Source organism: Rummeliibacillus pycnus, from assembly GCF_044359855.1.
Taxonomy (GTDB): Bacteria; Bacillota; Bacilli; order Bacillales_A; family Planococcaceae; genus Rummeliibacillus; species Rummeliibacillus pycnus_A.
Genome location: NZ_CP132291.1, coordinates 3,836,598 through 3,851,009, shown reverse-complemented (window position 1 = coordinate 3,851,009; position 14,412 = coordinate 3,836,598). Strand labels below are relative to the sequence as shown.

Genomic DNA, 14,412 nt, shown 5'->3' with positions numbered 1-14,412 from the left:
CTAATCTACTAAATAGTATCATAAATATACACCTTACTAAATCTGCATTATTACCCCTTTTCTACTTCATATTTAGTAATCCAGTCACTATAGCTTCCTGTGTATAATTGTACGTTTTTATACTCCATTTCTTTAAGGACTGCATAAAGTGGTGATGCTGTTACACCACTTCCACAATAAACCGTAATTGGTTCATCCTTACTCACTACATCTAGTAAAGTATCATTTGGAGCTAAATATCCATTTTCTTTTAATTGTTCCCAATCATAATTTAATGCACCAGGAATGTGCCCTGCTATTTTGTCTATTGCTTCTTCTTCACCTCTATAGCGAATGTTTGCTCTAGCATCTAGCAATGTGCGTTTTACTTTACCATCAACAATAGCTTTTACTCCATCTCGATCAGTATAAAGTTGATCCTGCCAGTTCATCTCTAATTGAGTTGGTGCAGCAATCGTTTTTTCACTGGTAGTTTTGAAGCCTGCTTTCTGGAGAGCTTGATAACCTTCTTGAATAACTTTTACATTTTTGAAGCCACCATATTGCAACATCCACCATGCTCTCGTTGCGAATGGTGAACCTCCCTGGTCATAAATTAAAATGAATTGATCTTGCTGTAAACCACTTTGTTCAAACAATATTTTTAGTTGCTCTTTATCTGGCATAGGATGTCTGCCTGCATTCTTTTGCATATCCGATAAATCTTTTTCTAAATTCCAGTACACGGCATTATTAATATGATCTTCTTCATATAAAGTGAGGCCTTCATTAGGATTTTGTAAGTTGAAACGAGCATCAATCCACTTATAATCATGTTGCTTTGCTAATTCTAAGTCTTTTACTGAAACAAAAACATTTCCCATTAATTTTTCACTCCATCCATTAATGATTCATAAATCACTTTCCATCCCTCTAATTTACTGTTTTCGTGGAGCAATGATTTTTCAATATCAATTTGTTGAGTTGCCTGTCTACTAATGTACAATCTTAGGTCTTCAGCTTCTTCAGCTATTACATTTTCTAGCCATTTTTTCATACGTTCAGATTGTGTATCAAGATAGACTTTTGCGTCAGGCTTTGTTAATTCTTCGAGAGCCTCACGAAGTTTATTATTATCTCCTTTTTCAAAGAAAGACTTACTATTTTTAAAATAAGATTTTACGGATTCATAAGGTTTTGTACTTGTAAAAGGACCTGTAAATTCTAATATGCTTGGTTCTTCTACTTCAAAAGGCATAAATGAGAAGCTTGCATTGATGTCTTTTAATTGTTTTGTATCATATGAATAGCGCTCTTGTACTTTTTTCAAAATGAATTTTACTAAGCGGAAGTTTGTAACACGCATTTCTTGTTCAAAGTCAAAACTCAAGCTAGATAATACTTCTTTTAAAGCAATATCTAATGCAACTGCTGAAGACTTCATTGCAAAAGTTGTAGGATTATAGCCTTCCTTGAAGAAATCTGGATAGCGATAATATACACGTTGCAACACGAAATACAGAAGTTCATCTAGTTCTTGTAATGTGTCTCTTTCAATGGTTTGTGCAGCAGAATTCATATAATGTGTATGAATATATTGTTCTAATTTTGCAAGTTCCACTAATCGTTCATCTTTGCGTTTTATATTGTCTTCTGTTTGTTGGATTAACATTCTTAATCGCTCTTGGGCTTTTTCTGTTTCTTCTACTAATGCTTGTACGGCAAGTGCTGTTAATTCTTCAGATAAAAAGTGGTGGAAGTTTTCTTCGAATAAAGCCATACCAGAATCAAGTGTTTTACTTTCAACCTTTTCTTGTAAAGCAAGCAGACTAGAAACGCCAAATAGTCGCGGTTTACGAATACCAAAACGTTGTAATTCTTGTCTAACATAAGTTTTGACATCATCAGCTTCATCATCATTTGAAGCAAGATCAATTGCGTTTACAACAAAGAACATTTTATCTAATTCAAAGGCATCTTTTACACGACCTAATTGAATTAAAAATTCGCGATCCGCTTTTGCAAATGCATGGTTGTAGTAAGTGATGAATAAAATAGCATCTGCGTTTCGAATGTATTCAAAAGCCACTCCTGTATGTCTCGCATTGATTGAGTCTGCTCCCGGAGTATCTACTAGTGTTACACCCATACGTGTTAACTCGCAATCATAATAGAAATCGATTGTATCAACAAAACAGCTTCGGCTTTCTTGGGCAACAAATTTCTCAAATTCTTGGCGGTTAGTGCGTACTGTGCTACCAAGTTTCTCCTTAAATTCAGGATAGCCTTCCTTGAAAGCGCGAATAAATGATTTATGAACATGTAATCGTTCATCTTCTAGTTCTTTTGATAATGTTTCATCAATTTTACTGAATGCTTCCTCTAATGAGGATACTCGAACACCTATTGCTCCAAAGCTTGCAATAATGTCCTCTTGCAATTGCACCGTAGTTTTTAAATGTACATCTGCTGTTTCATGTGGATGATCCGGTGTAACAGGACGTATCTTATTGATTGCAGCAGTGGTTGGGTTTGGTGATACCGGTAATACTTTTTGCCCCATTAGTGCATTTGAAAAAGAAGATTTACCTGCGCTAAATGCACCAAACAAAGCAATCGTGAAATCTTTTTGTTCTAGACGTTGTACTTTATTTTTCAAATAATTTGCGACTTCCGTGAAACCTTGAATTGGTGAAACAGCATTTGCAGTCTTCATAGCATTTTGAAGAGCTGTTGCTGTATGAAAGGACACTCCCTCATGGTTTTGTTCTTCATCTATTTCATCAATATCCAATTGTTCTTCTTTTACTAGCATGGATGGATCAAATTGACGTATTTTTTCGAATGCCGCCTCATGTTCTTTTGACCAATTGGATACATATTGATCTGCTTCTTTATTTACTGTTTCGATTGAAACCGATTTTTGCACTTCAAAATACTTTTCTTGCTGTTCGATGACTTCCACAGCTTCAATAATTTCAACTTTTTTTTGTAATGCTGCACCCTTTTTCTTTAATGGTGCAACTGTTGTGAATGAAAGTTCTTCAATATACGATGCTTTTTCAAATTTCCAATCATCTGTGCTTTGCTTATACCATCTCATTGTGGCATTTGCTACTCGAGTTGCGAAGTTTAATAGTGCATCACCAGCAATACCAGAGTCTAATTTTACTTGCTCTTCAATCACTTCCATTGGTGGCTTCAAGGTGAAACCATCAATTTCATGAGACATCTCGTCCGTTAATGCATTCACTTCCTTAAGAGACTGCTTCATTAATACTCTTAAATGACCTGAAATTTGATTTGCCGTAATTGAACAATACAATTCATAAAGGGCCTCTTTACGAGATTGTTGTTCAGCTTGAGTTTTCTTCGCAGCAAAGAACATTCCCATCTTAAAATTAGGCTGAATACTTTCGAGATAAAGCATTAATTTCTCACGTAATTCAAATGGCATAATAGCAGCGTTTTCCAATAGCTCATCACGATTGTTATCAAAACTTTTTTGCCAATTTGAAGCTGAATACAACTCTAATTGATGTATGACTGTTTGATAATCTGATGTAATTTCAACACGATTTCCCCAGTCTTCTTTTGATAATATTTCTTCATTATTAGCTAATAGTTCTTGTTTATTTGATGTTAAATATTCGTCATGCTCTTTGTGAAGCTGTTGTAATGTCTTCTCAGCTACAGCAAGCAAATTATCCTGCCAGCCAATCATACTATTCATAACGATTTCTTTTACTTTTTTGAAATCATTATGTGGATTAGAAGCATCACGTAATGACGTAAAGAAAATGCCCTTTGGCTGTACACCCCAGTTTGCAAAAGATGTATAAACTGAATTTGAAAAATCTTCGAATGAAAGTTCATTTTCTTTATGCTTGTCAATTTGATTAACAATTAGAAAAAGATTTGGATTATATTTCATCAAATTTTTGGTAAATTGGAAATTTAATTCAGATTGAACGTGGTTGTAATCCATCACATAAAAAACAATATCCGCTAAATGTAGAGCAGATTCAGTCGACATTCTATGTGCATCATCTGTTGAATCAACCCCTGGTGTGTCCATCACAGTGATTCCTTCTGGTAAAACCGAATATTGATGACCAATTTCTATTTGTGAAACAAGTGCACCATTTTTCGCAAAATCTTTCACCGTACGGATATCATAATCCCCATCAAAAATCACAGGATCTTCATCAGTTAAATATGCAATAGCATAATTTTGATCTGCTTTATGCACTTTTACTACATTTGCACTTGTTGGAATAGGGCTTGATGGTAAAAGTTCTTCTCCTGTTAAAGCATTAATCATACTAGATTTACCTGCAGAGAAATGTCCTGCAAATGCAATCATATATTCTTTATTTAAAAGCTTTTCAGCAAATAATTTTGTTTTTTGTAATCGTTCTTGGTCTTCATTTTGTTGATATATTAAATATTGAACTGCAGTTTGCTTTAAGAGTTTTTTTAATCGCTGCTCGAATTCTGTCATGACAATCTTGTACCCCTTTTGATAAGTAATAAGTTCATTCTACCATGACAAAGCAAAAAAAATCCTCCTATTTAATAGAAGGATTTAAAAAATTATTTTAAATGTGCGGTTGTCTGATTGAAAACATATTTTCCTATTACTCCATAAATAATAAGTGTGGCACCTATAAATGCATAAATCAATTTGACCGCTCCCTTTTAAAAATTATCCGTATATAAGTTTCATCGTTGAACATGAAAATCATTCTCATTTGATAATTTAATAATAATAAAAATTCTATATTTCGTCAAGGTTTACTATTAAATTCTCTACTAGCATGATAATATAATAAAAAGGTCACATTTAAAGGAGATAACAATGAGCACTTCGACACAAGTTCAAACTATTCTAAATGGTACAATCCTTTCACTCAAAGCTGTTTTACCCAAAGAGGTTCACGTTTCATCTCCATCCATTACTTCAGACCCTTACGAACAATCTGAAATCAGTGTGTTAATAGGTATGGTTGGAGATATGAGGGGACGTATTATCATAGATTCTACTCCAAGAACTTTTAGTGCCATTGGTGAAGCTATGTATGGAATGCAACTTGATGGTGCAATGTTAGAATCTTTTACTGGTGAATTCGGGAATATGGTTGCAGGAAATCTATGCACGTATGTTGCTGAACAAAATTTAGAACTTGATATTACTCCACCCACAGTAATGGTTGGGCATACAAAACTTTTTGGCTTTAGACATGCATTCAAGTTACCTGTAAATGCAGAAGGAATTGGAGACTTAACTATTTTGTTGACAATTGACCCTACCTAAATAGCATATGCATGAAAAAAATGCCCATGACAAAAATGGACATTTTTTTATTTAAATGAAGAAACAGCTCGTTATATGGAAAATCACAAACTCTTTCAAACCAAGAACATTAAATTTAGAGTTAGACCAGAAAAACTTGTGACTTTGGGTTTAACCATCTTGCTAGTTAGATATGATAAAAAGTGATATTGATTGATTTATTCCTCTAAATCATCTAAATCTATTAGCTGTTTCATTCTCAAACGATAGATATAAACATTTGGAATAAGAAAACAAATAAATAAAATGACACCAATTAGAGTGCCTTGTGACAATTCTGAATTTGGTGTAATCGTAATAAGATAAGAAACTAATACTGAAATGCTTAAGATAATTAAAGTGGAAAAAATAAACGACTTTTTGGGATTACGAATTTTATTCTCGTGCTCAACACTAATACTCATTGATAAATAAGCAGCTACAATACCTGAAATCATAAATACAAGCCAAACAGGATTGTCAAGCATTGCTTCAATACCGTTTATAAATAGTTCATATCCTAAGATACATAGAATCCCAAATGTCTGCACAATATAAACAATTCTTGTATTTTGCAGATTTCTAAGTACTAATCGCTCGTCCGTAATCTTCTTCATTCAAAGTCCTCCTCCTCAATCCAAAATATTTCATCTAAGGTGCCATTTACTGCATAACAAATCTGTAGACACAACTTTAAAGATGGATTATATTTACCCTTTTCAATTAAACTAATTGTTTGCCGAGTGATTCCAACAGCATCAGCTAATTGTTGTTGTGTTAAATCAGCTTTCACTCTTGCAACTTTTACCGAATTCTCCATATAACCACCTCTGATAAATAAAATGTAACATATAAATTACATTATGTAAAATATATATTGCATAATGTGATTTATACTAACCCCCTCTAATTTCTGTATTATCGAGAAAATTTCCCCTATAGTTAAGATTCCAAACTATTCCTTTAGAGTTGGTTCAATTTTATACAACTATATTATCTTTTTATATGACATAATCAACGAGATCTTATAATTGCATTGAATAAATCCCAGCTCTTTGTAAGCAAAAAGAAACCATCGATTTGCTGTTTAATACAGAAAATCGGTGGCTTCTTTTATCTTAATTTTGATTGTATGTTCATTTCATTAAAGCTCTCTCTTCTTTACGCATGGAAATTTGTGCCGTCTGTTGTGGCTTTAATAATGCCCTTACGTACAACAAAGTTTCCAAAATGCTCGCGTTCTTCTCTTTCTTTTGCATATTGGAATAATAATGACTTAAGCTCGGCTAAAATTTCAGCTTCATCGATATTTTCACGGTACATTTTACTTAAGCGATCACCTGTAAAGGATGCCCCTAAATACATATTGTATTTACCTGGCCCTTTACCGATAAAGCCGATTTCAGCAAGTGCTGCACGAGAGCAACCATTTGGGCAGCCTGACATACGAATGACGATTTCCTCATCATGTAATCCAGCCTCATCAATGATTTCATCAATTTTTGTAATTAGTGAAGGTAAGTAGCGCTCTGCCTCTGCCATCGCAAGTCCGCATGTTGGTAGTGCCGTACATGCAATGGAATTTCGGCGAAGTGCTGAATAATGTTTACCATCCGTTAAATGATATTGATCGATTAGAGATTGAATTTTACTTTTCTTTTGTGGGGAAATATTTGCAATCATTATATTTTGGTTTGGTGTCATACGAAATTCGCCTTTATGCACCTTTGCAATCTCTCGTAGCCCAGTCATTAGCGGGTAATCTTTTGTATCCTTAATACGACCATTTTGAACAAACAGTGTATAATGCCATTCTCCATTGTCGCCCTTTATCCATCCATATTCATCGCCAGTTCGTGTAAAACTAAATTCTCTTTTTTCCTCTAGCTCAAAGCCAGTGCGACGTGCAAGCTCCTCCTTAAACCATTCAAGACCTACACGATCAATTGTATATTTGAAGCGTGCATTTTTACGATTTGAACGGTTTCCATAATCCCGTTGAATTGTCACAATATTTTCTGCTGTTACTAATAATTTTTCCTTTGGAACAAAGCCAATTAAATGCGCTAGCTGCGGATACGTAGATTCTTCACCATGCGTCATCCCCATACCACCACCAACAGCAATGTTAAACCCTGTTAGCTGTCCATTTTCCTCTATTGCAATAATTCCGATATCTTGAGAGAACACATCTACATCATTACTTGGTGGAATGGCTAAACCTATTTTAAATTTACGAGGTAAGTAATGCTCTCCATAAATTGGCTCTACCTGCTCTGTTTGAGGTGTTTCAAGCACTTTTTCACCATCTAGCCAAACTTCGTGATATGCCTTCGTATGTGGAAGTAGATGTTCACTTAGTTTAACTGACCATTCATACACTTCTTGATGGAAAGATGAGTGATGTGGATTCACATTACTCATGACATTTCTGTTCACATCACCACATGCCGCAAGAGAATCGAGTAACACGGAATTCATCTTTTGCATATATGATTTAACATTCCACTTTAAGATGCCATGAATTTGGAATGTCTGGCGCGTTGTCACCTTTAATGTATTGTTTCCATACGTATTCGCCATTTCATCCATCATTAGCCATTGCTCAGGTGTTGCGACGCCCCCTGGCACACGAACACGAACCATAAATTGATAGGAAGGCTCAAGCTTTTTTCGCTGACGATTTAAACGCTCATCGCGGTCGTCCTGCATATAGCTACCATGAAATTTAATGAGTTGCTGGTCAGATTCTGGAATCTTCCCCGATAAGGGCTCTTTAAATGATTCAGCAATCGTGCCTCGTAAATAATTACTTTCCTCTTTGAATTTTTCATTCGCACTCGGTGTCCCCTTTGGTGCTTCAACTTTTCCAGTCATCGAATTGCCTCCTCTAGTAAACATCTCTTTGATATCGTTTTTCTCTTTGTAGTGCGGCTAGTTTCTCTTCAGCTTCTTTACGTGACACATTTCCTTGTTGTTCAATAATTTGAATAAGTGCTTCGTGTACATCCTTAGCCATCGTTTTTTCATCGCCACAAATATAAATAACAGCTCCATTTTCAATCCATTCGTAAACCTCTTTTGCTTTTTCAAGAAGACGATGCTGTACGTAAATTTTTTCCTCCTGATCTCGTGAGAAGGCAACGTCCATTTTCGTTAATGTGCCCTCCTCTAAATAGCGGAGCCATTCAACTTGATATAGGAAATCTGTGACAAAATGTTGTTCTCCAAAGACTAACCAGGAATCCCCTGCCTGCTGCTCTGCTCGCTCCTCGATAAATGAACGGAATGGTGCAACGCCTGTCCCTGCACCAATCATTAGTATCGGTATTTTGGCATCCGGAAGCTTAAAATTCGGATTTTCTTGAACAAAGATTGAAACCGTATCCCCTATCTCTAGTTGTTCAGCAATTTCACCAGAAGCTACACCAATTCGTCTTTGATCGTGTGCAGTATATGAAACCTTCCCGATTAATAAAGACACCTCATCTGGATTTGCTGTATAACTTGATGCAATACTATAGAGTCGTGCCGGAATTGGACGTAGCACATCAACTAGTTCCTGTGGTGATCCCGTAAAATCATAGTCTTTAAATAGATCTGCTAGATATCGCCCTTCCTTATATTCCTTCCATTTTCCATCTAACAGTTCATTTGTTCCTTTTATATAGGAAGCAAGTTTTTCAATAAGTGGTTTTGTAAGCACCGTAATTTCCACATAATTTCTTAACACCTCTACTATTGGCAATGTCTCGTTTTTGTATTGAACATACTCATCACCTTTAAAACCTGCTACCTCAATTAGTTCTTCAACAACTGACTGATGATTATGTGGATAAATTCCAATACTATCACCTGCTTGCCACTTAATGCAGGTATCTTCTAATGAAAGCTCGAGATGGTACGTTTTTTTATTGGAGCCGTCCATATTTAAATTGATTTTTTCTACTATTTCCGCCTGATATGGATACTTTTTAGAATAAATAGAGGCATTAGTATTCTCAATTATTGGTTGTGAAGTATTACCGCTTGATGGTACAAGTGTTTTTGCCAATGCTTCAAACCACTGCTCTGCTGATTCCTCATAATCTACATCACAATCTACGCGTTCTAATAATGGCTGTGCCTCAAGCTCCTTCAGTCTCTTGTCGAAGTCAGCACCTGTTTTACAGAACCATTCATAGGAGCTATCTCCAAGAGCTAGTACGGCGTAATGTAAATCTGGAAGCTTAGGTGCGCGATTACTATGTAAGAATTCATAAAAAGGCATCGCATTATCAGGTGCCTCGCCCTCACCATGAGTACTTGTAATAATTAATAAATTATCAAGCTTCTTTAAATTCTTTACTTTAAAATCAAGCATCGAAGAGATGTCAACATCAACTGACTGTCCTTCTAGCAAAGCGCCTAGCTTCTCAGCAAGCTTTTGACTATTACCAGTTTGTGAGCCATAAATAACCGTGGCTGTAACTGTTTGTTGAGGAACCAATATTTCTTGCACCTCTGTTGCCTTTGCAATAACCTGTAGCGGTGCACTTAAATAACCATTCAGCCAAAACTTCTGCTGCTCTGTTAAATTAGGTAAGAGCTCATTTAAAAGTTGAACTTGCTTTTCTGTAAATGGACTATTGCTAACTTGTAACGTCATTTCTTCACCTCATCTATATTAGCTTGCATAGGATGTTCGTAATGCCTTTATTGCCTCTCTTGTGCGCTCTAGTAAAACATCAAGCACTCGATCACCATAGCCAAGACTGTTACAAACTGTCACAAGCTGAAATCCTTCTAATTCTTCTTCTATATGCTTTCTAAGCAGTCCCTGGAATAACAAATAGGGAACAATATACCGTGATCTATTTGGAGATTGCACTATTCTTTCAACAAAATTACTAAATTTCGGTCCATTTCCATATAAAAAAGCAATTTCTACATGACGAATACCGTATCTGAGCTTAAAGCGTGTCGCAATTTCCGCGAAATCTCGAACAACTGCTGGATCACTGCTTCCCCGACCAATGAGCAATATTTCTGCATCAGGAGCTATCTTAGGGGTCTTCTCTTCAATCCGCTCATTAATTTGCGCAATTAGGTTAGGATGAATGCCGAAAGGTTTTCCATATGAAAAGACAATATGAGGATATTTCCTTTCTATTGGCTTAACAATTGCTGGAATATCTTTTTTCGCATGATTTGCTGTTAACAACAATATCGGAACAAGTGCAATTTCTGATGCCCCTTTCTGAATGCAACGTTCAATTGTTTGCTCAATCGTTGGCTCTACTAACTCTAAAAAACAAATCTCCTGCAGTGCGATTGGAATGTATTTTTTAGCACGTTCTACAAAGGCTCTTGCTTCATCAATCCCCTCCTGAACACGCGTACCATGTGCAATATATATAACTGCCTGCATATAGTTACCTCCTAATAGACTACTAGTTCAGTCTCTTTTTGTTTCAGATTTGATTGCTCTTCAAACCATTGGATTTTTTCACGTAGTTTGACAACCTCCCCTACGATAATCATCGAAGGGTTTGAAATATTCGATTCTGCTACAATAGATTCAATGGTTTCAAGTGTTCCGGTAACTGTTTCCTGCTTATCATAAGTACCCCAATGTACAAGGGCCACAGGCGATTCCTTTGCTCTTCCAAATTTAAGAAGTTGTGACACGATATATGGTAGGTTTTTTACCCCCATATAAATAGCAAGTGTTTCGATATGGACTAGAGACTCCCATTTTAGATTGTCATCCTTTCCAGCCTGACGATGACCTGTCACAATTGCAAAGCTAGCGCTTAAGTCGCGATGTGTTACAGGAATACCTGCATAGGCAGGTGCCGCAATGCCTGACGTAATGCCCGGTACAATCTCAAATGGAATTTTCTTATTGGCAAGTACCTCTGCCTCCTCTGCACCTCTACCGAAGACGAATGGATCGCCACCCTTTAAACGAGTGACTATCTTCCCCTGCATGGCATAACGTACGAGTGATTCGTTTATACTTTCCTGAATCATGGCATGACGATTTGGTAGCTTACCACAGAAAATGAGCTCGGCGCCTGGTTTCGCATAGCTTAATAATTCCTTATTCAATAATCGATCGTATAAAATAACGTCTGCCTCTTTAATGCAACGGAGTCCCTTTAACGTAATAAGCTCGATATCTCCTGGACCTGCACCTACAATATATACTTTACTCATTCAATCACCTCTAAGATGTAGCATTAGGTTTTAAAAAAAGGCACCCAGCTATATAAATCTTCACAATACATCTAGTGAAAGATTCATATAGCTGGATGCCTCTAGTTGTCTAGTTGGCTAACCTTATCATTATTTACCTTTTGTATTTTTTTGAAATCGTTGCTTTTCAACCCGATTAATTTGAACGATAACACCATCCTGAATCGTAATTTGTACTTCTCCGAATTGGATACCCTCGATGGCTTTTTCAATAGCTTTTAATTTTTCTTGCTTAGTAATTGGCATTTGCATTCCCCTTACTTAAATACTTAGTAAACTAATAGGTTTTGTACACTTGAGATTATTTTAGACTTGTTAGTATTTTTTGTCAATTGTTTTTTTATAAATTTTTCAATATGAAAGCCGCCTAACCAAAAGCTAGGTGGCCCTTACCGAATTACTATATGTTTAATTCTTTTATTAGTTGCTGTACACATTCCTCTATAGAGTATTGCTCCGTATCTAATATTATTTCCGGATTAATTGGAGCCTCGTAGGGTGCTGAAACTCCTGTAAAATTTGGTATTTCTCCAGCCTTAGCTTTTTTGTATAACCCCTTAGGATCTCGCTTTTCACAAATCTCCACAGATGCCTTTACATATACTTCAAGAAATTCTTCATCTTCTACTAATTGGCGAACGACTTCCCGATCCTGACGATACGGCGAAATAAATGCGGTGCAGACGATTTGACCTGCATCTACAAATAGTTTTGCGACCTCACCGATTCTACGAATATTTTCTTTTCGGCTTTCTTCATCAAAACCCAAATCCTTATTTAGACCGTGACGAATATTATCACCATCAAGCACATATACTCCCTTTCCACGGTTAAAAACCTCACGGGCAAATGCATTTGCAATCGTTGATTTTCCAGATGCTGATAGACCAGTAAACCAAAGAATTACACTTTTTTGCCCACTTTTCTCCTCACGCTCTTCCTTGGTAACAGACGACTCATGCCATACAATATTTTCTGCCATAATTATTGCCCCCTATACTTCTGCTTTTTCTCTCATACCCTTAATAAGCACTTCGACAACCTCTTTACGGCTAAAGGTTGTTGGTGGTACCTCACCATTACGTAGCATTTCGCGAACCTTTGTACCAGATAAAATAATATGATGTTCACGGTCATGAGGGCATGTTTTAGTTGTTGCCATCCCTTCACAAGCTTTGCAATAGAAGCTATGTTCAAATTTAAGAGGTTGAATCCCTAGCTCTTCAGCAGTAAATTGATCAAAGATTTTTTGTGCATCATATGTTCCATAGTAATCACCCACACCTGCATGGTCACGGCCAACAATAAAATGAGTGCACCCATAGTTTTTACGTACAAGTGCATGGAAAATTGCCTCTCTTGGACCTGCATATCGCATCGCAGCTGGGAAAATACCTAGATGAACACGATTTTTGGGATAATAATTTTCAAGTAGTACTTGATAACTTTCCATTCGTACTTCAGCAGATATATCATCGGATTTCGTTTCACCGACTAATGGATTTAAAAAAAGACCATCAATTGTTTCTAAAGCTGCCTTTTGAATATATTCATGCGCACGATGAACCGGATTTCGAGTTTGGAAGCCTACAATTGTATCCCATCCTTTCTCATCAAAAATGGCACGTGTTTCAGCTGGTGTAAACGTATATTCTTCAAATGCAGGTTCTTGTCTATGAATTAATGTAATGTCCCCGCCAACATATGTATTTGGTCGAGAGTAAAGCTTTGATACACCAGGATGTGCCTCGTCCTTCGTACCGTAGATATTTTCAGCTTCTTTTTGTTTATCTGGCGTATAGATAGAGGCAATCTCAATCACACCATATGTAACACCATCTTTTTCAAGCTTTACTGTATCTCCAATTTCAATAGTTGCTATCTCATCGTCTGAAATGGGTAAAGTAATAGGAATACTCCAAACAGTTCCATTAGTTAGTCGTAAACGTTCGACAACTGATAGATAATCCGCCTCATTAAAGAAGCCTGTAATTGGACTGTAACCACCAATACCTATTAGCTCTAAATCACTTAAAGCAATTGCGTCAAGTGTAATTGTTTTATCTATTAAAGAAATATTTAGTGATGGATTGTAGCGAGATACTAACTTTCCACCGTGAACAGCGTTTGTCATATTCAATTCCTCCTCTAATTAGCCATGTAGGCCACATTCTGTTTTCCCTATATTTTGCCAGCGACCTGAGCGTAAATCATCAACTGTCCAAGCCGGCTTCGTGCATTTTTCACAGCCTATGCTTGGATATCCCTGATCGTGTAAAACGTTATACGGTAAATTTTGATTTGAAGCATAACGCCAGACATCTTTCCACGTCCAATAAATAAGCGGACAAACTTTGATAGCCTCGAATTTTGAATCTTTGTTAAAATACTCTGTATTTGCTCGTGTTGGACTTTGCTCTCTACGGAGCCCCGAAATCCAAGCAGTTGCATCTGACAACTCCTCATGCAGTGGCTCAATCTTTCGAATTCTGCAGCATTCATTTGGATTTGTTTCCCACAGCTTTTCACCATATTGGGACTCCTGCTCCATGAGTGAAAGCCTTGGCTGCTTCATTTCAATTTGAAGACTTGGATATTTTCCTTTCACCTTTTGAATAGTTTCGTATGTTTCTTGAAAATGAAGATTTGTGTCTAAAAAAACAATTCTTGCATCCGGTTTTATTTTTGCGATCAGATCAATAAGTACGATCCCCTCAATACCAAAGCTACAGCCATAAACAAGCTGATCTTTATACGTATCATAGCTCCACTTTAAGACTTCAAGCGCTCCCTTATAAAGAGGATCTTGTTCGATTGCAGGAATTTTCGCTTCTTCAAATGTTTCAAAAGTAAGCATT

13 protein-coding genes are annotated in these 14,412 nt (G+C 36.4%); 1 reads left to right on the top strand and 12 read right to left on the bottom strand.

Annotation, left to right across the window (positions count from 1 at the left end; genetic code table 11):
- Positions 1-50: 50 nt before the first annotated feature.
- Positions 51-863, bottom strand: a complete 813-nt coding sequence (locus tag Q8X41_RS18690) for a sulfurtransferase (protein ID WP_397537747.1) — start codon at positions 861-863, stop codon at positions 51-53.
- Entirely contained in the window at positions 863-4,483 is a 3,621-nt protein-coding gene (locus Q8X41_RS18685; RefSeq protein ID WP_397537746.1) for a dynamin family protein, read from the bottom strand. Before Q8X41_RS18685 ends, Q8X41_RS18690 begins: the two co-directional genes overlap by 1 nt.
- 357 nt (positions 4,484-4,840) lie before the next feature.
- Here Q8X41_RS18685 and Q8X41_RS18680 point away from each other — a divergent pair, with 357 nt between their 5' ends.
- Positions 4,841-5,296 (top strand): chemotaxis protein CheX, encoded by a 456-nt coding sequence (locus Q8X41_RS18680; RefSeq protein ID WP_397537745.1) that lies wholly within the window; start codon positions 4,841-4,843, stop codon positions 5,294-5,296.
- Positions 5,297-5,493: 197 nt separating this feature from the next.
- Here the strand turns inward: Q8X41_RS18680 and Q8X41_RS18675 are convergent, their stop codons facing one another.
- The 10 genes from Q8X41_RS18675 to Q8X41_RS18630 all read right to left on the bottom strand — a co-directional run bounded on the left by Q8X41_RS18675 (position 5,494) and on the right by Q8X41_RS18630 (position 14,411).
- Complete coding sequence (locus Q8X41_RS18675) at positions 5,494-5,931, bottom strand: hypothetical protein (RefSeq protein WP_397537744.1); 438 nt, start codon at positions 5,929-5,931, stop codon at positions 5,494-5,496.
- Positions 5,928-6,134, bottom strand: coding sequence for a helix-turn-helix transcriptional regulator (locus Q8X41_RS18670; protein WP_397537743.1), 207 nt, complete (start codon positions 6,132-6,134; stop codon positions 5,928-5,930). Before Q8X41_RS18670 ends, Q8X41_RS18675 begins: the two co-directional genes overlap by 4 nt.
- 341 nt (positions 6,135-6,475) lie before the next feature.
- Complete coding sequence (gene cysI, locus Q8X41_RS18665) at positions 6,476-8,191, bottom strand: assimilatory sulfite reductase (NADPH) hemoprotein subunit (protein WP_397537742.1); 1,716 nt, start codon at positions 8,189-8,191, stop codon at positions 6,476-6,478.
- A 13-nt stretch (positions 8,192-8,204) separates the two neighbouring features.
- Positions 8,205-9,962, bottom strand: coding sequence for an assimilatory sulfite reductase (NADPH) flavoprotein subunit (locus tag Q8X41_RS18660; protein ID WP_397537741.1), 1,758 nt, complete (start codon positions 9,960-9,962; stop codon positions 8,205-8,207).
- Between the two features lie 18 nt (positions 9,963-9,980).
- On the bottom strand, positions 9,981-10,724 hold the full coding sequence (locus Q8X41_RS18655) for a sirohydrochlorin chelatase (RefSeq protein ID WP_397537740.1): 744 nt from the start codon (positions 10,722-10,724) through the stop codon (positions 9,981-9,983).
- Between the two features lie 11 nt (positions 10,725-10,735).
- Positions 10,736-11,515 carry a uroporphyrinogen-III C-methyltransferase gene (cobA, locus tag Q8X41_RS18650; RefSeq protein WP_397537739.1) on the bottom strand — a complete coding sequence of 260 codons (780 nt, stop codon included), beginning with the start codon at positions 11,513-11,515 and terminating at the stop codon, positions 10,736-10,738.
- A 129-nt stretch (positions 11,516-11,644) separates the two neighbouring features.
- The gene (locus tag Q8X41_RS18645; RefSeq protein ID WP_397537738.1) at positions 11,645-11,800 is read right to left on the bottom strand and encodes a YezD family protein; all 156 of its coding nucleotides are present in this window, start codon (positions 11,798-11,800) and stop codon (positions 11,645-11,647) included.
- Between the two features lie 154 nt (positions 11,801-11,954).
- The gene (gene cysC, locus Q8X41_RS18640; RefSeq protein ID WP_397537737.1) at positions 11,955-12,536 is read right to left on the bottom strand and encodes an adenylyl-sulfate kinase; all 582 of its coding nucleotides are present in this window, start codon (positions 12,534-12,536) and stop codon (positions 11,955-11,957) included.
- A gap of 12 nt (positions 12,537-12,548) precedes the next feature.
- Complete coding sequence (sat, locus tag Q8X41_RS18635; protein WP_397537736.1) at positions 12,549-13,688, bottom strand: sulfate adenylyltransferase; 1,140 nt, start codon at positions 13,686-13,688, stop codon at positions 12,549-12,551.
- Between the two features lie 18 nt (positions 13,689-13,706).
- Positions 13,707-14,411, bottom strand: coding sequence for a phosphoadenylyl-sulfate reductase (locus tag Q8X41_RS18630; protein WP_397537735.1), 705 nt, complete (start codon positions 14,409-14,411; stop codon positions 13,707-13,709).
- Position 14,412 lies beyond the last annotated feature (1 nt).